Origin of the sequence: Nocardia sp. NPDC057353 (assembly GCF_042667085.1) — a bacterium.
Taxonomy (GTDB): domain Bacteria; phylum Actinomycetota; class Actinomycetes; order Mycobacteriales; family Mycobacteriaceae; genus Nocardia.
Window position 1 is genome coordinate 1 of the sequence record NZ_JBHVAK010000029.1, and the last position, 18,824, is coordinate 18,824.

Annotated in this window: 19 protein-coding genes; 10 read left to right on the plus strand and 9 right to left on the minus strand. The window is 73.9% G+C overall.

Features of this window, described 5'->3' with window-relative positions:
• Positions 1-40 precede the first annotated feature (40 nt).
• Entirely contained in the window at positions 41-280 is a 240-nt protein-coding gene (locus ACFUUZ_RS16895; RefSeq protein ID WP_378697071.1) for a hypothetical protein, read from the minus strand.
• A gap of 201 nt (positions 281-481) precedes the next feature.
• Here ACFUUZ_RS16895 and ACFUUZ_RS16900 point away from each other — a divergent pair, with 201 nt between their 5' ends.
• The 3 genes from ACFUUZ_RS16900 (at position 482) to ACFUUZ_RS16910 (ending at position 4,900) form a co-directional block, all read left to right on the plus strand.
• Positions 482-817: a WhiB family transcriptional regulator gene (locus tag ACFUUZ_RS16900; protein ID WP_378697073.1), complete on the plus strand. Its 336-nt coding sequence runs from the start codon at positions 482-484 to the stop codon at positions 815-817.
• A 166-nt stretch (positions 818-983) separates the two neighbouring features.
• On the plus strand, positions 984-4,304 hold the full coding sequence (locus tag ACFUUZ_RS16905) for a BTAD domain-containing putative transcriptional regulator (protein WP_378697075.1): 3,321 nt from the start codon (positions 984-986) through the stop codon (positions 4,302-4,304).
• Between the two features lie 107 nt (positions 4,305-4,411).
• Entirely contained in the window at positions 4,412-4,900 is a 489-nt protein-coding gene (locus tag ACFUUZ_RS16910; RefSeq protein WP_378697077.1) for a DUF1269 domain-containing protein, read from the plus strand.
• Between the two features lie 4 nt (positions 4,901-4,904).
• Here ACFUUZ_RS16910 and ACFUUZ_RS16915 read toward each other — a convergent pair whose 3' ends face one another.
• On the minus strand, positions 4,905-5,462 hold the full coding sequence (locus ACFUUZ_RS16915) for a hypothetical protein (protein ID WP_378697079.1): 558 nt from the start codon (positions 5,460-5,462) through the stop codon (positions 4,905-4,907).
• Positions 5,463-5,729: 267 nt separating this feature from the next.
• Between ACFUUZ_RS16915 and ACFUUZ_RS16920 the strand changes: the two genes are divergently transcribed.
• The 6 genes from ACFUUZ_RS16920 (at position 5,730) to ACFUUZ_RS16945 (ending at position 11,998) form a co-directional block, all read left to right on the plus strand.
• On the plus strand, positions 5,730-7,520 hold the full coding sequence (locus ACFUUZ_RS16920; RefSeq protein ID WP_378697081.1) for a S8 family serine peptidase: 1,791 nt from the start codon (positions 5,730-5,732) through the stop codon (positions 7,518-7,520).
• Positions 7,521-7,545: 25 nt separating this feature from the next.
• The gene (locus tag ACFUUZ_RS16925; protein ID WP_378697083.1) at positions 7,546-8,862 is read left to right on the plus strand and encodes a serine-threonine protein kinase; all 1,317 of its coding nucleotides are present in this window, start codon (positions 7,546-7,548) and stop codon (positions 8,860-8,862) included.
• A 123-nt stretch (positions 8,863-8,985) separates the two neighbouring features.
• Positions 8,986-9,162 carry a hypothetical protein gene (locus tag ACFUUZ_RS16930; RefSeq protein WP_378697085.1) on the plus strand — a complete coding sequence of 59 codons (177 nt, stop codon included), beginning with the start codon at positions 8,986-8,988 and terminating at the stop codon, positions 9,160-9,162.
• Between the two features lie 117 nt (positions 9,163-9,279).
• Complete coding sequence (locus ACFUUZ_RS16935; protein ID WP_378697230.1) at positions 9,280-9,876, plus strand: RNA polymerase sigma factor; 597 nt, start codon at positions 9,280-9,282, stop codon at positions 9,874-9,876.
• The gene (locus ACFUUZ_RS16940; RefSeq protein WP_378697087.1) at positions 9,873-11,060 is read left to right on the plus strand and encodes a tetratricopeptide repeat protein; all 1,188 of its coding nucleotides are present in this window, start codon (positions 9,873-9,875) and stop codon (positions 11,058-11,060) included. Before ACFUUZ_RS16935 ends, ACFUUZ_RS16940 begins: the two co-directional genes overlap by 4 nt.
• A gap of 8 nt (positions 11,061-11,068) precedes the next feature.
• Positions 11,069-11,998 carry a sugar phosphate isomerase/epimerase family protein gene (locus ACFUUZ_RS16945; RefSeq protein WP_378697089.1) on the plus strand — a complete coding sequence of 310 codons (930 nt, stop codon included), beginning with the start codon at positions 11,069-11,071 and terminating at the stop codon, positions 11,996-11,998.
• 6 nt (positions 11,999-12,004) lie between these two features.
• On the opposite strand, the gene ACFUUZ_RS16950 is transcribed toward ACFUUZ_RS16945, so the two are convergent.
• From ACFUUZ_RS16950 to ACFUUZ_RS16975, 6 genes are all read right to left on the minus strand, one after another.
• Complete coding sequence (locus ACFUUZ_RS16950) at positions 12,005-12,292, minus strand: putative quinol monooxygenase (protein ID WP_378697091.1); 288 nt, start codon at positions 12,290-12,292, stop codon at positions 12,005-12,007.
• Between the two features lie 365 nt (positions 12,293-12,657).
• Entirely contained in the window at positions 12,658-13,401 is a 744-nt protein-coding gene (locus tag ACFUUZ_RS16955; protein WP_378697093.1) for a hypothetical protein, read from the minus strand.
• Complete coding sequence (locus ACFUUZ_RS16960) at positions 13,398-15,122, minus strand: asparagine synthetase B family protein (RefSeq protein WP_378697095.1); 1,725 nt, start codon at positions 15,120-15,122, stop codon at positions 13,398-13,400. Before ACFUUZ_RS16960 ends, ACFUUZ_RS16955 begins: the two co-directional genes overlap by 4 nt.
• 4 nt (positions 15,123-15,126) lie before the next feature.
• A complete protein-coding gene (locus ACFUUZ_RS16965; protein WP_378697097.1) occupies positions 15,127-15,609 on the minus strand; it encodes a hypothetical protein in 483 nt (160 codons plus the stop codon).
• A 24-nt stretch (positions 15,610-15,633) separates the two neighbouring features.
• The gene (locus ACFUUZ_RS16970) at positions 15,634-16,440 is read right to left on the minus strand and encodes a hypothetical protein (protein WP_378697099.1); all 807 of its coding nucleotides are present in this window, start codon (positions 16,438-16,440) and stop codon (positions 15,634-15,636) included.
• The gene (locus tag ACFUUZ_RS16975) at positions 16,422-17,426 is read right to left on the minus strand and encodes a hypothetical protein (RefSeq protein WP_378697101.1); all 1,005 of its coding nucleotides are present in this window, start codon (positions 17,424-17,426) and stop codon (positions 16,422-16,424) included. Before ACFUUZ_RS16975 ends, ACFUUZ_RS16970 begins: the two co-directional genes overlap by 19 nt.
• A gap of 94 nt (positions 17,427-17,520) precedes the next feature.
• Here ACFUUZ_RS16975 and ACFUUZ_RS16980 point away from each other — a divergent pair, with 94 nt between their 5' ends.
• Positions 17,521-18,429, plus strand: coding sequence for a MerR family transcriptional regulator (locus tag ACFUUZ_RS16980; RefSeq protein ID WP_378697103.1), 909 nt, complete (start codon positions 17,521-17,523; stop codon positions 18,427-18,429).
• A gap of 44 nt (positions 18,430-18,473) precedes the next feature.
• On the opposite strand, the gene ACFUUZ_RS16985 is transcribed toward ACFUUZ_RS16980, so the two are convergent.
• Positions 18,474-18,821 carry a hypothetical protein gene (locus tag ACFUUZ_RS16985; protein ID WP_378697105.1) on the minus strand — a complete coding sequence of 116 codons (348 nt, stop codon included), beginning with the start codon at positions 18,819-18,821 and terminating at the stop codon, positions 18,474-18,476.
• Positions 18,822-18,824 lie beyond the last annotated feature (3 nt).

The following is an 18,824-nucleotide window of genomic DNA, read 5'->3' on the forward strand; positions in this document are numbered from 1 at the left end:
CCCCGGAGCAGCTCCGGGGTCGCGCACCGCGCAGCGCGTTTCAGGACGGGAGCAGCAGGGCGAACGGCGCGTAGTCGCGCACGTGCCCGTCCACCCACTGCCAGACCGTCGTGGTGTCGACGGCGACGCCGTTCTGCAGGCAGAGCAGCCAACCCTGCTCGGCGCGCACCCAGACGTCGCCGTCGCGGTCGCGGTAGACGCCGGGTGCGGCGGGCTCGGGCGCGCCGGGGCGCGGGGGCAGTGCGGCGGGGGTGGCGAGGTCGGTCGTCGTGGCGGTCATGGCAATCCCCGTTCGAGTCGATAATAATTCCTGCGCAATTTTTGCCTGCCCGGCTGAATATTCACTTCCGCGCGGATTTCGGCCTTCTTCGGAAATTCTTTGTTATCCAGTGTTGACCATTTTCGGTTGGCGGTTCGACGAATTACGTGAATAGAGTGTCGGTGTTTCCCGGATCGGTCGGGACCGGCGAGAGGTGCGGGTATGGATTGGCGTAGCGGGGCCGCGTGCACGGGCATCGCGCCGGGGCTCTTCCTCCCTCCGCTACCACCGCGCGGCGACCCGAGGCAGGCGCTCGGCTATTGCCGCCGCTGCCCGGTTCTCGTGGAATGCGCTGAGAGTTCGCTGCGTACCGGGCGGCGACACGGCGTGGTAGCCGGAGTTTGGCTCTCGGCCGATCCGGGCGCGCGCGAAGTACTGCGCGACATTTCGCGCGGCCGGGTGCGGCAGCGGCGGTGTGTGCGCTGCTGGCGGGTGCTTGCGGCGGGGGCCGCGGAGCGCTCCTGTGAATTGTGCGGATTCGCCGAGATTCCGGTGTGAGCAGAATTGTCGCGCGCGATCGTGTTCGCGGACACGATCGTTACCCACCGTTTGTCAGTTGTGTGAACCGGCGGTAATTTACCGGTCGGTCTATCAGTTGCCGAGAACCGGATCCGAATATCCGAAGCTGGAGGGGCGTCGTTTCATGACAGAGGTGCGAGTACAGGTGTTCGGTCCCCTTCGGGTCGTGCTCGACGGCCGCGCCGCCCGTCCCCAGGCGGGCAGGCAGCAGGCGCTGCTCGGCAGGCTGGTGCTCGCGGGCGGCACGACCACGCGGGTGGATCGCCTGATCGAGGATGTGTGGGAGGGCAGCCCGCCCGCCCAGGCGGCCTCGGTGCTGCAGGTGCAGGTGCACAATCTGCGCCGCGTGCTGGAACCGGCGAGACCCCCGCGGACCCCGGCCTGCGTGCTGGTGTCCGAGGACGGCGGGTACGCGCTGCGGCTCGCCACCGACAGCGTGGACGCGTGGCATTTCGAGCGGTTGCTCACCCGGTACGAACATCATCTGCGCGAGCATCCGCGCACCGGACCGGCCGAGCGTTACCGAATGCTGGACGAGGCGCTGGACTGCTGGCACGGCGAGGCGTTCGAATCCTTCGCCTCGGCGTCCTGGGCGTCGGCCGAGGTTTCCCGGTTGTCGGATCTGCGCGCGACCGCGATGGAAATGCGGGCCCGCGCGGCCCTGGAGATGGGGTTGGACGCCGATGTCGTCGCGGCGCTGCACCAGCTCGCCCGCGACAATCCGGGCCGCGAGGAGAGCGCGCGATTGCTGGCCACCGCACAATACCGGCTGGGCCAGCAGATCGACGCACTGGAGACCGTGCGGCGCACCCGCGAGCATCTGCGTTCGGAATACGGCATCGACCCGGGCAGGCCGCTGCACGAACTGGAAATGGCGATCCTGAACCATTCGCTGGAACCGGAAACGCAGCCGCTCGGCACCGCGCTGGTCCTGGCGCCGCCCCCGCGCCCGGAGAATTCTCCGCCGCGGTCCGCCTGCTATCCGGCCGAGGCCGACGCGATCATCGCCGCGGCCGACGCGGCGGCGGACGGCGACCCGCGGCTGCTCTGGTTGGTCGGCGCGGCCGGAACCGGCAAGACCACGCTGCTGACCGGCGCGCTCGGCGAATTGGCCGGGCGGGGCTGGCACACCGCCTTCGCCTCCTGCCCAGAATTGGACGGCGCGCCGGAGGCTTGGGCGTGGACGGAGCTGTTGGAGGGGTTACCCGGCACCGCCGCGGGCGCCGCCGCCGACGGTGTCTTCGGTGTGGTGCGCGCGGTGTACCTGCGCAGCCGCGATCTCGCGCTGCGCGCGCCGGTCGTGATCGCGCTCGACGGCGCGCACCGGGCCGACGCGGCGACGCTGCAGGGCATCAGGCAGCTCATGACCTGGCTGCACGGCGAGGCGGTACTCGTCGTCGTCGCGGTGCGCGGCCCCGAGCCGGGGCGGCCCGCCATCGAATCAACGCTCGCCGACCTGATCAGCGACCGGGTCGAGCTCACCGGCCTCGACCTGGCCGGGACGCGGGAGTTCCTCAGCCGCAGCGGCATCGACATCGGCGACGACGCCCTGGTGCGCAGCCTGCGCGACCGCACCGCCGGAAACCCGATGCTGCTGCGGATCTGGTCCCAGGTGATCGCCGCCCGCCCGGACTCCGCCGAGCCGCCGCACCGCATCCGCGCGTTGATCCTCGACGTCGCCGAGCGGCTGCCCGCCGGTTCGCTCGCGGTACTCCGCGCGCTGGCGCTCTGGGGCGCGCCGATCGACGTCGACGCGCTGGCCCGGTTGGCCGATCTCGCCGAAGATCGGGTGGCCGACCTGCTGGACAACGCCATGGCCGCCTCGCTGGTGCGCTTCGACGGCGCGGGCCGGGTCGCGGTCAGGGACGAGCTGGTGCAGCGCATCGTGCGCGACAGCATCCCGCCGATGCGGCGCAGACGCATGCACGGCCACATGGCCGAGTTCGCCGCCGACCGGATCGCGGGCGGCGCCCTCGACGACACCGGGCCCGCCGCGCTGGCCCTGCACGCGCTGCACGGCAGCACCCCGGCCACCGCGGGCCGGGTACTGGAGCGGCTCGTCGCGGCCGCCCGGCGCTGCGCGGCGGCGGGCAGGCGGACCGAGGCGGCGACCCTGTGGCGGGCGGCCGCCGAGCTGAACGGGCGCGCCGCGCCGGTCGAGGCCGACGCCACCGCGGCGGAGCGGGCCGCGCTGGTCGACGCGCTGTGCGCGCTCTCCGACGCGCTGGCGCACGAGGGCGACCGGACCGCGGCGGCCGCGGCCCGCGAGCGCGCGCTCGACATCGCCGAGAGCCTCGCCGATCCCGCGCCCGCGGCCCGCGCGCTCACCTGCTGGACCGCCCCGGTGATCCCCGGCGTGCGCTACCTCGGCACCGGCAGCCCGCGGATCCGCACCGCGCTGAAACACGCGCTGGCCGGGGAGCTGCCGGACATCACCAGGGCCAGGCTGCTGATCACCCTCGCCGTCGAGTCCGACGGCGCGGTGCCCCCCGCGCAGCGGTACGCGCACGCCGGGGAGGCGCTGGCGCTGGCCTACCACGCGGGCGACCACGTGCTGGTCTGCGCGGCGCTGAACGCGGTGGCCTGCGCGCTGGTCGACGCGGGCGCCGCCGACCTGTGCGGCCCGGCCACCGCGGAGCTGATGCGGGTCGCCGCGCTCACCGAATCGGCCGAACACCAGGCGCTGGCGCTGTACCTGCGCTTCCTGGACGCGTGCGGGCGCGGCGATCTGGTGGCCGCGGCGCGCTTCGCGCTGGAGGCGCTCGCCGCCGCCGAGGCCGGGCACTTCCCCGACCTGCACCAGGCCCTGCTGTGCTTCGTGGCCGCCACCGACCTCATCCGCGGCGAGCAGGCGGCCGCCGAGCAGCGCTACGCCGCCTGCCGCGCGGCGGTGCGCGGAGTCGGCGCATGGCATCAGGACGCCATGCTGCTCACCGAGCTCGCCACCACGTGGGACCGCGACGACCTGACCCCGCTGCGCGCGGTGCTCGAGCGGCGCTACGCGCAGGAGCCGGAGCGCTTCGCCCACGTCTACGCGCTCGCCCTGGCCCAGGCCGGTGAGCTGGAGCGCGCCCGACCGGTGTTCCGGGAGAACCCGCCGCTGCAGCGCGGCCCCGGCCGCCCGCTGATGACCACCTTCTCGGCCTGCGCCGCCGTCGCGCTCGGCGAGAGCGAGGCCGCCGCACTGCTCTTCGAGCGGCTCACCGCCTGGTCCGGCTCCATGGTCGGGTTGAGCACCGGGCTGGTCTCGCTCGGCCCGATGGACGCGGTCCTGGCCCGGCTGGCCGAGGCGGCCGGGGACGAGGTCTCGGCCAGGACGCTCCGCGACCGGGCCGCCGCACAGCGCGAGCACCTGCGCGGGATCGCCGAATCCATCCGGCCGCAGACCGATCTCGTCGCCGCTCGCTGCACCGGGCAGCCCGACCCGGGGCCCGCCTACCCGGACCTGCACGCCTCCATCGCCTGACCTGCGTCGGCGCGCTGATCACCCGCAACGGATGATCCCCGGTCCCGGCTCCCGTCGCTAGCGTCGCCGGGCGCAAGGACCGATCCGCCCCGACGAAGGAGAAGCCCATGGCCGGAACCCTGACCGTCTGGAAGTTCCCGACCGAGACCGGCGCCGAGACCGCCGCCACCACCCTGCGCGAGCTCGCGCAGCAGCGGCTGGTCACCGTGCACGACGCGGCGATCGTGCACTGGCCGACCGGGGCGCCGAAGCCCAAGACCCAGCAGCTGCACAGCCAGGCCGGGGCAGGCGCGCTCGGCGGCGCCTTCTGGGGGCTGCTGTTCGGGCTGCTGTTCTTCGTTCCGCTGCTCGGCGCCGCGGTCGGCGCGGGCATCGGCGCGCTCTCCGCCTCGCTGGCCGATGTCGGGATCGACAACGCCTTCATCGCCCGGGTGAAGGAGCAGCTGACCCCGGGGACCTCGGCGTTGTTCGTGCTCTCCTCGGACGCCGCGCTGGACCGGGTGCACGACGAGTTCCGGCACCAGACCGCCGAGCTCGTCAGCACCAACCTCAGCCACGAGCAGGAGCGCAGGCTGCGCGCGGTCTTCGCCGAGTAGTGCCTCAGGCGGGCACGGTGCCGAGCCGCTCGCCGAACCACACCGACGCCAGGTAGGTCGACCACAGCCCCAGCCGGTCCCGCGGGACCGGCTGGGTGCCTCCGGTCAGCTCGGTGATCCGGGTCGGCGCGGGCACCAGCGCCGCCGCCGTCCGCACGCACTGCCGGACCCGCTCGTCCGCACCGCCGGAGACGAAGAGGGTCGGGGCGAGCACCCTGGTCAGCCGCTGTGCCGCCAGGTCGGGCCGCGCGCCGTGCACCACGACGGCCCCCAGCCGGACGTCCGGCTCGCCCGCCGTCCAGAGCGCCACCGGGGCGTCCGAGCCGATGCCGTACAGCCCCACCGGCATCCAGTGGTACGAGGAGCGCGCCAGCCAGTGCCTGACCGCGAGCAGCCTGCCGCCGAGCAGGGCGACGTCGAAGATCGCGTCGGTCGTGGCCTCGGCCGGGGTGAGCAGGTCCAGGGTCAGCGACGCCAGCCCGTGGCCGGTCAGCTGCCGCGCGATGCCGGAGTTGCGCGGGCTGTCCCGCCAGGTGCCGCTGCCGTGCGCGACGAGCACCACCGCCCGCGCCCCGCCGGGGACGCGCAGGTGCCCGCGCAGCGCGACGCCCTGCGCGCACCGTGATCTGCTCGTCGATCACCGGCGGCGCGATCGTTCCGGTCTCCGTCATCCCATCTCCTCCGTGTGTCTCGGGGTGTCGGAATCAGTCTGCGCGACAGCACTTTTCGATTGCTTCCGGACGAATTCCCGGGGTCGCGGACGGCTGCGCGCGCGAAGAGGTAGCGCGCTACTCGTGCCACGGCGGGCCACGCGGCCCAGGATCGAGCCATGATGCCCGAGAACGACTGGGACGACCGGGTACTGTGCGCCGTCGGCGAGCTCTCCCGCCGCTACCGCAAGATCGAGCGGTCGACGGTGCTGATGATGGTCGCCGCCCGGTTCGCCGCCCGCTTCGACGCGGCCGACCGGCTCTACGAGGGGACGCAACCGGCCTGGCACCGACGGGTGACCGAGGCGGTGGCGCGGTTGCGCGAAGCCGGGCTGGTGGCCCGCTGGCGACTCACCGACGCGGGCCGCGCCGCGCTCGACGCCGCCTGCGACCGCGCGCACGGAACGCCGGAGCGCGACCTCCCGGAGCGGGGGCCGCGCACCGACGTGCTCACCTCCGGCGTGCTGACGGCGGCGCTGCGCGGTCAGCTCACCGGCGAGACCGGCCCGGCCGGGCGCTCGCAGCAACCGATCCCGGTGCTGATCGAGCTGAACCTGCGGCATCGGCGGGGGCCGAAGGCGGCGCTGGCGCGGCTGCGCACGGTCTGGGCGCTGCTCGACGCCGAGGGCGCGGTGGCGGCGCTCGCCGACCAGTACGCGGTGGGCGAGCTGACCAGCGCCCAGATCGAGGGGCTGGTCGCGGCCGACGCGGTGCCGATGGACTGGGCGGACCGCGCCGTGCACCACGTGTGGCCGGATTTCGAGCTGCACCCGCAGATCGACGTCTCGGCCCGCACCGTCAAGGCGCGGGCGGCGCAGCGCTCCTTCGGCAGTTTCGGCGACGGCATCGTCTGGGCCGTCGTCGACTCCGGCATCCAGGGCGACCACCCGCACTTCCAGGGGTACGACACGCTGCACGACCCGCTCGTGGCCGAGCTGCACCGGGACTTCACCGACCCGGGCGGGGATCCGCTGGTCGACGAGACCGGGCACGGCACCCACGTCGCCGGGATCCTCGCGGGCGGGCTGGAGCGCTGGGGCGGGACGGCGGACCGGATCCTGGTCGCCGAGCGCCGCTACAACGTCGCCGATCCGCGCACCCCGATCGAGCAGCCGCGGACGGTCGCGGACCCGGCCGAGCTGGCCGGGGTGGCGCCGCGCGCGAAGCTCGTCAGCCTCAAGGTGCTCGGCGGCAGCCGGACCCTCGCCGCGAGCACCGCCAGGGTGATCCGGGCACTGGCCTACGTGCGCGAGCTGAACGCCGCGGGCGGCAAGCTGCTGCGCGTGCACGGCGTGAACCTCAGCCTCGGGTACGAGTTCGACCCGCACTGGTTCGCCTGCGGGCGCAGCCCGCTCTGCCTCGAGGTCGACAAGCTGGTGCGCTCCGGGGTGGTCGTGGTGGTGGCGGCCGGGAACTCGGCCTACATCCGGCTCGATCCGGAGCTGTCCGCGGTGGACTCGTTCAGCGCCGCCATGACCATCAACGACCCCGGCAACGCCGAGCGCGCCGTCACGGTCGGCGCCACGCACCGGGAGTCGCCGCACGCGCACGGCGTCTCCTACTTCTCCTCGCGCGGCCCGACCGCGGACGGCAGGCGCAAACCCGACCTGGTGGCGCCGGGCGAGCGGATCGCCTCCGCCGCCGCGGGCGCGAAGCTGGAATCGCTGCGCGCGCTCCTCGGCGAGCTGCCCGCGGACCGCGCGGTCTACACCGAGGACAGCGGAACAAGCATGGCGGCGCCGCACGTCTCCGGCGCCATCGCCGCGTTCCTGTCGGTGCAGCGCGAGTTCATCGGCGAGCCGGAGGCGGTGAAGCGGATCTTCATGGAGTCGGCGACCTCGCTGAACCGCGACCCCGCCTTCCAGGGGGCCGGGCTGGTCGACCTGATGCGCGCCCTGCAATCGGTGTGAACCCTCGACGAACGGAGAATCGGCCATGACCGGCGACGTGTTCGAGCAGCTCGTCTTCGACGAGGACGGCGATCCGCGCGCGGGGCAGGCGGCGGCGCTGCGCCGGGCCGCCGCCGAGCGCGGACGCACCGACCTGTTCCTGTTCTGCCACGGCTGGAACAACGGCCAGGCCACCGCGGTGGGGTACTGCACCCGCTGGTTCGCCGAGCTCGCCGCGCAGCTCGACCCCGCCGCGAAGGCCGGTTTCGCCGGGGTCTTCTGGCCCTCGCAGCTGTGGCGCGACGAGCCGATCCCGGACTTCCCCGCCGCGCCCGACGGCGCCGCCGCGCTCACCCCCACCGCCGCGGTGCCCGCCGGATCGCCCGAGCTCGACCCCGGGGTGCTCGCCGAGCTGCGCACGGTGTTCCCCGGCCGCGCCGCCGAACTCGACGCCGTCGCCGCCCTGCTCGCGGCCGAGCCGAGCACCGCGGTGGCGCGGGAGCTGTTCGACCGGCTGCGGGCGCTGCACGACCCGGCCGGGTTGCCCGTCATCGGCGACGGCGAATCGGCCGACCCGGCCGCGCTCGGCATGTTCGCACCCGACACCGACCCGGTCGAGCTGTTCGAGCGGTTCGCGGACGAACTGGAGACCACCGGCGTGGAGCTGCAGACCGGTAGCGGCGGCGCGGCGGGGTTCGGCGGCTTCGGCAAGCTGCTGCACGGCGCGAAGGAGGCGCTGCGCCAGCTCTCCTACTGGCGGATGAAGAACCGGGCGGGCGTGGTCGGCCGCGCCGGACTCGGTCCGGCGATCACCGAGCTGGCCGCCGACGGGCTGCGCATCCACCTGATCGGGCACAGCTTCGGTGGCCGGGTGGTGTCGTTCGCCCTGGACGGGCTCGGCGCGGGCACCACCGTCGCCTCGGTGACGCTGCTGCAGGCCGCCTTCTCCCGCTTCACCTTCACCGACCCGCTGCCCTTCCGCCCCGGTGCGGGCGCGCTGGCCGGGCGGCTCGACCGGATCGACGGCCCGCTCACCGTCTGCTTCTCCGAGCACGATTCCGCGCTGGGCGTCATGTACCCGCTGGCCTCGCTGGTCGCGGGCGCCGACGCGGCCGATGCCGACGACCCGCTCTTCCGCTACCGCGCGCTGGGCTCGCACGGCGCCTACCAGCCGCACGAGCAGGGTGAGCTCGGGGCGAGCGGCACCGAGTACCCCTTCGCCGCGGGGCGGATCCTGAACCTCGATGCCTCGGGCTTCGTGACGCAGGGCGGGCCGCCCGGCGGCGCGCACAGCGACATCTTCAAGCCCGAGCTGGGCTGGGTGGTCGCCGCCGCCTCCGGACTGGCACGCGATCCCGGCTAGCGCCGTCCGCCCGATCGCCCCGGCGCTCCGCACGGGGCGATCGGTCTGTATGCAGCACACGCTAACTCCGGCCCGCTCGCCGCGACCTGAAGAACGACACCGTTCACCGGAAAGGCGATGACCATGAGCAGCGTGCGCGACAAGAACCCCGACCGGCCGAGCGGGGGTGAGCGCGGCGGTTTCGATCTCACCCCCGTGCTCGCGCTGGCCGTCAGCGCCTACGGCGCCACCGGGTCCCTCGCGGTGACCGCGGCGGTCGTCCTCGCCGCGATCGCCGCGAGACATGTCGAGATCGGTTGACATCCGGGGAATTTCGGCATGCGATCTAACACCGGCGCCTCGGCCGGGACCAGGGAGTCGGATGGCACAACGCCTCCCACGACCACCCGAGGAGATGGAGACCGTGCCTTGTCCTACGTGGAGCCCCCGGAGATCACCGGGGGAGGCGTCGCCCCGCGACCACCGAACACCCCGGCACCGGCGCGGAAGGACGCCGAATTCGAGGAGCTCTTCCGCTCCCGATACCGCCCGCTGGTCACCATGCTGATCTACCTGGGGGCGACGCCGCAGGTCGCCGAGGACGCGGTGCAGGAGGCATTTCGGGCCCTGTGGTCGGAGTGGGACACCGTCCGCACACCCGGGGCGTGGCTGCGTACCACCACCAAGAACCGATTCCTGAAGACCGTGCGGCGGGAACAGCGGTACGAGCTCGGAGCCGACGACGACCTACACCTGGTAGCCGACGACAGGGCCGAGCGGGCCCTGTCCGCGTGGGACGACGAGCAGTGGGTCGCCCAGCTGCTCGCCCAGCTCTCGCCCGCGGCGAAGGAGACCTTCGAGCTCATCCTCGCCGACTACACCACCGCCGAGATCGCCGACCGCATCGGCCGGACGCCGAATGCCGTGCGGCAGCGGCTGCACCACGCCCGCTGCCAACTCGAGCAGCTGCTCGGACCCGACTACACGATCAGGGACAGGACCGGCCCGGCGCGGCCACCGAGGGAGGTCGAGTGAACCAGGACGACCGGATCGAGCGGAGCCGCGGACCGGTGACGACCGCGGAGATCGCCGGGCTGTTCGGTGACATCGCCGGGGCGGTCGCCGCCGTCCTCACCCCGGACCGGATCGCCGCCGCGCTCGATGGCGTGCGCGCGGGCGCGGCGCCTGCCATCGTGCTCCCCGCGCCGCACCGGTCCGCTGCTCGCCACCCGGTACGGATCGCGGAGGCGCTGGCGGACCCGGCCCGGGAGACGCGGATCCGGTGCGGTGACGACCGGGAAAACACCCGCCTCCTGGTCGCCGGGCTGCGCGAGCTCCTCACCGAATTTCCGGTGCGGCTCTTCGGTGCGGCGGGCTCGGCGACGGTGCTGGAGTCGGTGGCGAAGGTCGCCGAAGCGCTGATCGCCGACCGTGCCGAGCGCACGGCGCTGCGCCTGCTCCGCGCCGCCGCCCCGCACCTGCGGGTGCTCGGCGGCAGCGACCCGCGCGGCTTCCGGGCGCGGCGGGCCTGGGCGGAGGCGTGGTCGGAGCTCGGCGAGCACCGGACGGCCGAGCGGCTGCTGCGGCGGCTGCGCGCGGACGAGCAGCGGGTTCTCGCCGCCGCCGACCCGCGCACCGAGATGCTGCTGCTGTGGACGCTCGTCGGTCGCGGACGAATTCCGGAGGCCGCGGCCGGTTTCCGGGAGCTCGCCATCACCGAGGACACCGATCTCGCCGGGCACCTCGCCTGCCGGCGCAGCTGGGTGCTGGGGCAGTGCGGGGCGGCCGAGGAGTCCGCCGCAGGGTATCGCGGCGTCATCGCGGGCCGGACGGAGCAGCTCGGCCCCGACGACGCGGAGACCCTCGACGCGCGGCACTCGCTGGCGAAGATGTGGGTGTACAACGGGAACGGCGAACGGGCCCTGCTCCTGCTGGAGAGCCTGCTGGCCGATCGCGCTCGGGTGCTGGGAGTTCGGCATCCGGACACCCTGGAGACGGCGAAGTACCTGTACCTCGCCCGCGTTCAGGCGGAACCGTCGGACCCGCGGCTGCCCGACCTGGCGGCGGAGGAACTGCGCTCGATCCTGCACCGGCAAGCCGAGCGGCACGGCCTCGCCCACCCCACGACCAGGGACACCGCGGCCCGGCTCCGCGCGATCCAGCGAGCCACCGCCGCCGCGCGGTCGCCCCACCGCATCGACGCACACCACGGACAGTGAGGAACCGCATGAAACTCGGAGTGCTGACCGCCGCCCTCGGCGCGCTGTCGCTGGACCGGATCGCCGCCTGGGCACCGGGAGCGGGGTACCGGGCGCTGGAGGTGGCGGCCTGGCCGGAGGGCAGCGAACACATCCACCAGGCCGCCCACCTCGCGGTCGCCCGGTTCGGCGCCGCGGACGCCGCCCGCGTCACCGAACTCCTCGACCGGAACGGCCTGAGCATCTCGGCGGTGGCCTACTGCGACAACAACCTGCACCACGACCCCGCCGAGCGCGACCGCGTGCACCGGCACCTGCGCGCCTGCATCGATGCCGCCACCGCGCTCGGCGTCCCGCGGGTCACCACCTTCGTCGGCCGCGATCCGACCCGCCCGGTGGCCGACAGCCTCCGGCTCGCGGAGAAGTGCCTGCCGCCGCTGGTCCGGTACGCCGCCGAGCGCGGTGTGCGGCTGCTCGCCGAGAACTGCCCGATGGAGGGCTGGCACCCGGACGGCTACCCGGGCAACCTCGCGTACTCGCCCGAGCTGTGGGACTGGATGGCCGAACTCGGGCTCGGCCTCACCTACGACCCCTCGCACCTGCCCTGGCTCGGCATCGACCCCGTCGAGGCGCTCGAGCACGCGCTGCGGGCGGGGATCGTCGGGCACGTCCAGGCCAAGGACATCCAGATCGACGAGCGGGCCCGCACCCGGTACGGCGTCTTCGGGAAGACGGTGGGGCGCACCTCGGCCACCGACGTCGGGTGGTGGCGCTACCGGGTGCCAGGGCGCGGGCAGCTCGACTGGAACCGGATCGTCGACCTGCTCTACGCCGCCGGCTACACCGGCGACATCGCCGTCGAGCACGAGGACCCGGTCTGGGGCGGCACGGTGGAGAAGACGCTCCGTGGCATGGAGATCGCCGCGCAGACCCTGCGACCGCTCATCGTCGCCGAATGACCCGCGCTACGTCAGCGACCGCACCTCCGCGATGTCGTACTCGGCCACCGACGCCGCGAGCATCCGCGCGCTCTGGTCGTCCCCCGGCCCGCTGCCCCGGAACGCCTCCACCGCCGCCTGCGATTCCCAGCGCTCGAAGACGTCGATCCGGCCCGGGTCGACCAGGTCCGCGCTGATCGCGAAGTCCAGGCAGCCGGGGGCGCGGCGGGCCTGCTCGACCACGGTCACGCACCCCGTCAGGTAGGCCTCGCGATCCGCGGGGTCGACGGTGATGTGGCCTGCGACGATAACCATGGACAGCTCCTTCTCGGTGTCGGTCTCAGGGGTACCGACGGCGGAAGTGGCCGATATTCATCGCTCAGGTAGGAGTCGAACCGAATGCCGTGTCCTGCCTGGATCACGAACAAATGGGGCCGAACCACGACTTTTCATGCGGCATCAGGTCACAGGGCTTTTGCGCGCGGTGGAGGGTGCGGTGGCGGCCGCCGATCGCGCTGGCTGGCTCCGCCCCGGTAGGGACTGTCGTCGACCCTGGCAGAGGATCCGGGGCGGAGCCGCACCCGGGGCGGAGATGAGCGATCCGCTCCGGGGGCACCTCTGTTCTACCCGGAACGGCGGCGGATTCCTGTCCTCCGTTCACCCGATGCCGCCGCGGTTCGCTATGAGGTAACTGGCGGGCCGTCGAGGTCGGCGCAGGTGTCGGCCGCGGCGAGTTCGGGGGCCAGGAAAACGGTCTGCGCCATCATCCGGTACCCGGACATCCGCTCCCGGAACACCTCCACCGACTCCTCCGGGTGCACCGAATCGATCACCGCGTTCGGCCCGACCGCGTTGAACTGGTGGCTGACCCCGCGCGGGATCTGCATGTCGACGAACGAGCACGGAGGCACGATCAGGTTGTGCCTGGTGCGGTGCACGCCGGGCGGGGTGTCGGGCAGGTCGTCGGTGAACTGCTCCGGCGCGAACGGGGTGACCCCCGCGACGTCGGTGACCACGAACGGCGACAGGCTGCCGACCCGGATGCTGGTCTCCGGCCCGGTCATCATGCGCACGAAGCGCAGCCCGGTGTGCAGGTGCATGCGCGAGCAGATGCCGCGCTCGGCGGTGTCGTAGAAGTCCATGAGGTAGCGGTCGGCGAAGAAGCCGTCGAAGGGCTTCTCGACCATGTAGACGTCGCCCTCCTCGAAGGTCTGCGAGCGCACGATGCCGTCGGCGTCCGGGGTGGTCGCGGCGGCGCTGGCCTTGGCGGTGCGGACGATCCGCGCGAAGGCGTCGACCACGGCCGCGGCGACGGCGGGGTCGAAGCGGGCGACCGGGGTGACCACATTGCGACCGGGGTCGGCGAAGGTCGCCAGGTCGTGGATCTCGTTCTCGGCGTCGGCCGCCACCTTGAGCCGGGTCATCCGACCGGCCCGCCCACGTCGAACGAGCGCAACCACAGTTCCAGCGACAACACCAGCCAGAGTTTGCCACCCTGTCGCGGGAGCAGCGCACCCTCCCCGCGCAGCCAGCCGCGCACGGTGTCGGTGCGGAAGAGCCCGCGGTCGCCGGAGAGCAGCAGGTCGTGGCCGAGGTCGCGGAGCGGGCCGTCCAGCCACTGCTGCACCGGCACCCGCATGCCGCTCTTCGGGCGGTCCACGATGGTGGCGGGGAGCAGGTCGCGCACCGCCTCCTTGAGGATCCACTTCTCGCTGGTGCCCGCCAGTTTCAGCGCGGGCGGGGTGGCGAAGGCACGGTCGACGACCGCGCGGTCGAAGAGCGGGGCGCGGCCCTCGATGCCGCTGGCCGCGGTGAGCCGCTCCACCTTGGTGAGGATGTGGTGGGCGCCCTTGGTGCGCAGGTTCACGTGCAGGAGTTGGTTGAGCAGCGTCGTCATCCGGCCCTGGCGCAGGTAGGGGGCGACGTGTGCGGCCGGGCCCGGCGCGGATTCGAGCGCGGCGACGGCATCGGGGGTGAGCAGGACGGGCAGGTCGGCATGGCACTTGCGGTAGCTGTCGATGTAGGCGCGGGCGCGGGCCTCCGGGTCGGGGTCGGCGCGGAAGAGCTCGAAGATCAGCATGGGCAGGTTCTTCGGCCCGCCGAAGACCGGGTCGCCGCCCTCGCCGTTCAGGGCGACGGTGGCGCCGTCGGCGGCCACCGCCTCCGCGAGCAGCGCGTTGGGCACCGTGAGCGGGTCGCCGACGGGGGAGTCGAGCAGCCCGACGGTGTCGGCGAGCCGGGCGGCGACGGTCGCGCCCGGCACGGTGAGCACCCGGTGCTCGGTGCGGCAGTGCGCGGCGACCAGCCCGGAGTAGCCGAGTTCGTTGGGCGCGGTGTCCCCGAAGCTGATCGAGTAGGTGCGCACCGGGTGGTCGTGCAGCTTCGCCGCGAGCGCCGTCACCAGGCTGCTGTCGATGCCGCCGGAGAGCAGCACCGCGACCGGGTCGCCTGCGGGCAGCCTGCGCGCCACCGCCTGTTCCAGCAGGGTGCGCAGGGCGAGAGCGTGTTCGGCCGCGGGGCGGTCGTCGATGTGCTCCTCGGGCTCCCAGTAGGTCTCCTCGCTGCTGGTGCCGTCGGGGCGCAGCCGGACGCAGCGGCCGGGGAGTACCTCGTGCACGCCGTGCAGCAGGGTCTCACGGCCGGGCAGGTAGGCGAAGGTCAGGAAGTCGCGGACGGCGGGCAGGTGCAGGCCGGTGCGCAGGGCGGGCCAGCGGCGCAGGGCGCGCAGCGAGGTCGAGGCGGCCCAGCCCGCCGGGGCGTGCGCGTGGAAGAGGGTGCGGGCGCCGACGTGGTCGCGGATGAGGACCAGGTCGGGGCCGTCGGTGACGGCGAGCGCGAACATGCCGTCGGCGGCGGCGATGCCGGGCAGGCCGAAGCGTTCGTAGAGGTGCAGCAGGACCAGGCCGTCCCGGCTGCCCGGCGGTGGCGCCGCGGGGCCGAGCTTCGCGCGCAGCTCGGCGGTGTTGAACAGCGTGACCTCGCCGACCGCGGTGAGCGCGCCCGCGGCGAAGGGGCCCGCGGCGGTGCCGGGGCCGTCGAGCAGGCCGAGGGCGTGCGGGCCGCTCGACGTGAGGAGGGTGGCGCCGACCGCGCGCACGTGGGCGGCGGGGTCGGCGGGGGTCAGGAACGCGCACCAGCGGGACATGGCATCACCCGAAATCGTCGTCGTCGCCGTAACTGTCGTCCCAGTCGCCGTATCCGCCGCCGTCGTCCCCGCCGTCCGAGCCGCCGCCGGACGCGGTCTGGTTGCGCAGCTCCTCCTCTTCTTCGGGGCTCATGACCAGCGGCGGCAGGATGAGCGCGCCGAGCAGCGCGCCGCCCGCGACGGTCGCGAGCACCGCGCCGATCCGGCCGCCGAACGAGCTGCGGTTCACCGTGAGCACGCCGTCGCCCCAGAGGGTGCGGCCGTACCCGGCCTCGCGGCCGTAGAGGACGCCGCCGGGGTGGTCGCGCCGGATGATCTTCGGCCCCAGCGGCTCGTCGCGGCCGGAGCGGCCCTGGTCGTCGCGCCAGAGCACGGTGCCGCCGGGCCCGCGGCTGCGCCACTCCTGGCGGCCGTCGCCGTAGCGGCGGTGCACGGTGCCGTCGGCGAGCAGCTCATCGGTGTAGTCGACCTGCCGGTACGGGGGCACGGCGGGCTCCTTTCGGGGTACCGGTCATGCGGCGGGCCAGGTGAGGAACCCGGTGTCCCTGGTGCGGCGGAGTTCGAGCAGCGGGGTGCGCGGGGTGCGCACCTCGCGGACCAGGCGGTGCACCGTGCGCAGCAGCGCGGCCGGGCGCACGGCTTCCAGCTCGACGGTGCGGCCGCGGGCCAGCCAGCGGAGCTCGCGGTCGTCCGGGCCCTGCGGTGGGGGGCCTGGTGGCGGGGCGGTGCCGGGCAGGTGGAACAGGTGCCGGGCCGCGGCCTGACGCGGGCGCAGGCCGAGCGGGACCACCGCGACCTCGTCCGGGAGCGCGGCGAGTTCGCGGACCCGCGCGGCGAATTCGAACCCCGCGGTACTCGCCTCGTGCAGCACGTAGGCGGTGCCGGAGACCCGGGCGAGCATCGCGGCGACCCCGGGGTGCACCGGGAGTTCGGCGGCGCTCAGCACCGGGCACGCCGACTCCATCGGGAGCCCGTTGGCCCGCAGCATGTGCGCGATCTCGTGCGACCGGCAGATCAGCAGCCGGGGCAGGCCGTAGTCGAACAGGTCCGGCTCGGCGGTGTGGCGGCCCGGCTCGGCCCGCTCCGGCGGCACCGCGGCGAGCAGGTCGTGCTGCGCGCCGAGCGCCGCGCGGAAGGCGCTGTAGCGCAGCGGGACCGCGACGGTGAAGCCGGGGCCGCGGCGCAGCCGGTGCGCGGGGACGAGCAGCCTGCACAGCTCGTAGTAGAGCTGGCGCTCGGTGACCCGCAGCCCGCTCGGCGCGGTCGCCCGCGCGACGGCGCGCGGCAGCAGGCGCGCGATCACGCCGGGGTCGGCCACGTCAGGAAACCTACCCGCGCGGCGCGGCGGCGGTCGGGGTCGGCCGCCTCCGCCACCCGGTCGACCCCGCGCTGCACCAGCGCGAGCAGCCGGGCGGGCGGCAGCGCGGCCACCGGCGACCACCAGCCGTCCAGCAGCCACTCCCGGTCCGCCGCGGCCATGCCCGGCGGCAGCGCCACCGGGTCGACCGGCCGCTCCTTCACCCGCACCGCCCAGCGCGCGGTGCGCACGGCGGCCGGGGAGAGGCCGAGCGGGAGGGCGCGCGGGCCGAGCGCCGCGCGCACCTGCCAGGCCCAGCCGATCCCCGCGGCGCTCGCATCGTGCAGGACCAGCACCGGAACCTCGGGCGGCACCTGCTCGACCCGGTCGCAGAGCGCCAGCTGCCAGGTGGCGGGGGCATTGTTGGCGGCGAGGCAGGCCAGGGTGGGGCGGTCCGGGCAGAGCAGCGCGATCCGCGGCTGCGGGACGGTCGACGGCGGGAGGTCGTCGCGGGCCAGCCGGGGCGGCGGCGCGCCGTAGACTCGCTGCCACGGCCGCAGCACCTGCGCGGCGAAGTCGGGGTAGCTGCGCTGCATCGGCACCGTCGCGTGGCGGCGCAGCCGGGGCCGGGCCAGCAGCAGGAGCACGTTCACCGCGACGATCGCCACCACCACCCCGACCGCCACCGGCCCGTGCCGAACCAGGCCGGTGGCCCACAGGACCACGCCGATGACCACGATGAGGACGGTGTAGCCGACGGCCGCCATGGTGTAGGTGCGGCCGGTGCTCGGCAGCGTCTTGCGGCCCGCCGCGAAGTACAGCTGCGGGCCGGTGTAGAGCAGCCCCCTGCCGTCGGAGAGCTTCTCCGCGAGGCGGTGCACGCGCAGGTCGTGCAGCCGGAACGGGCTCTCCTTCGGCTCCAGCGCGAAGGGGCGCCTGCACGAGGAGCAGACGCGGCCGGAGCGCTGCCGATAGAGCAGGCTGGTCTGGCAGTGCGGGCAGATCACGCCCTATATTCGCGCATCCGCGGCGTCCGCGCGAGCGCAGCCGGTGAGAATCCCTGTTGACTCTCCACCTACTGGAAACCCGAGGCTGATTCCCGTGAGTGACCGCGACGCCCTGTTCCCCATCGGCGAGCTGGCCCGCCGCACCGGGCTGCCGGTGCGGACCATCCGCTTCTGGTCGGACGCGGGCGTCGTGCCGCCGACCGACCGGTCGCCGACCGGCTACCGGCTCTACGACACCGAGGCGGTGGCCCGGCTCGACCTCGTGCGCACCCTGCGCGAACTGGGGCTCGACCTGCCCACCGTGCGCAAGGTGCTGCTGCGCCAGGCCACGGTCGCCGACGTGGCCGCCGCGCACGTACGGGCGCTGGACGCCGAGATCCGCACCCTGCGGCTCCGGCGGGCGGTGCTGCGCTCGGTCGCTCACCGGAGAAGTTCGACCGAGGAGATGAGAATCATGCACGAGATGGCGAAGCTCTCCGCCGCCGAGCGGCAGCAGCTGATCGATGACTTCGTGGACGCCACGTTCGCCGGGATCCCGGACGACGCGCCGGGCGCGCGGATCGCGCACGGGATGCGCTCGCTGCCTGCGGAGCTGCCCGACGATCCCAGCCCGGAGCAGGTGGACGCCTGGGTCGAGCTGGCGGAGTTGGTCGGGGACCGGGGGTTCCAGGAGCGGGTGCGGGAGATGGCGGTGACCGGGGCGGCAGGCGCCGAATCCGAGTTCACCCCGGATCCGGCGCGGGTCTCCGCACTCGCCGCGCAGGCGCTGGCCGACGGGGTCGCCCCGGATTCGGCGCGCGGTCGGGAGCTGCTGGGTCAGGTCGTCGACCCGGCGCTGGCCGCCGACGACCGGGTGCGGCTGGCGGATTCCATGGACACCTTCACCGACCGGCGGGTCGAGCGGTACTGGCAATTGCTCGGCGTGCTGAACGGGTGGCCCGCGCGGGAGCCGCAGGTTCCCGCCTGGGAGTGGTTCATCGCCGCGCTGCGCGCGAGCGCGTAGCGCCGTCCGGGGCCGGGGTACGTCGCCCCGGCCCCGGCGGGCGCCTACTTCCGGAAGGTGAAGGTGAGACCGCCCTTGCCTGCCAGCTCACCGCCCGTTCCCAGCAGGGAGAGCTGGCCTTTCGCGCTCACCTCCACGGTCACCTGCACTTCGTGGAGGCTGTACTCGCCTGCGCTGTCCGGAATGTCGGCGACGATCTCGCGGATGGCGTCCACGAAGGTCAGGACGCGGTCGCGGAAGAGGTCGGCCGGGATCTCGCTGCGGCCGTAGCGGAAGTCGTCGCCCCGTTTGAACAGCGATCTGTCGGCTCGCCCGTCCGAGTCCTCGCGCCCGAAGACGCTGATCGTCGTCGACGTTTCGCCGGTGGTCACCCCGGTGTCCGCTTCGGTCATTCG

Excerpts from the sequence above, each read along its gene's own strand:
- ACFUUZ_RS16955 (WP_378697093.1), bottom strand. The coding sequence starts at position 13,401 with ATGACCCGGCTCAAGGTGGCGGCCGACGCCGAGAACGAGATCCACGAC.
- ACFUUZ_RS16910 (WP_378697077.1), top strand. The coding sequence starts at position 4,412 with ATGGCCGGAACCCTGACCGTCTGGAAGTTCCCGACCGAGACCGGCGCC.
- ACFUUZ_RS16895 (WP_378697071.1), bottom strand. The coding sequence starts at position 280 with ATGACCGCCACGACGACCGACCTCGCCACCCCCGCCGCACTGCCCCCG.
- ACFUUZ_RS16920 (WP_378697081.1), top strand. The coding sequence starts at position 5,730 with ATGATGCCCGAGAACGACTGGGACGACCGGGTACTGTGCGCCGTCGGC.
- ACFUUZ_RS16900 (WP_378697073.1), top strand. The coding sequence starts at position 482 with ATGGATTGGCGTAGCGGGGCCGCGTGCACGGGCATCGCGCCGGGGCTC.
- ACFUUZ_RS16950 (WP_378697091.1), bottom strand. The coding sequence starts at position 12,292 with ATGGTTATCGTCGCAGGCCACATCACCGTCGACCCCGCGGATCGCGAG.
- ACFUUZ_RS16985 (WP_378697105.1), bottom strand. The coding sequence starts at position 18,821 with ATGACCGAAGCGGACACCGGGGTGACCACCGGCGAAACGTCGACGACG.
- ACFUUZ_RS16930 (WP_378697085.1), top strand. The coding sequence starts at position 8,986 with ATGAGCAGCGTGCGCGACAAGAACCCCGACCGGCCGAGCGGGGGTGAG.
- ACFUUZ_RS16945 (WP_378697089.1), top strand. The coding sequence starts at position 11,069 with ATGAAACTCGGAGTGCTGACCGCCGCCCTCGGCGCGCTGTCGCTGGAC.
- ACFUUZ_RS16925 (WP_378697083.1), top strand. The coding sequence starts at position 7,546 with ATGACCGGCGACGTGTTCGAGCAGCTCGTCTTCGACGAGGACGGCGAT.
- ACFUUZ_RS16960 (WP_378697095.1), bottom strand. The coding sequence starts at position 15,122 with ATGTCCCGCTGGTGCGCGTTCCTGACCCCCGCCGACCCCGCCGCCCAC.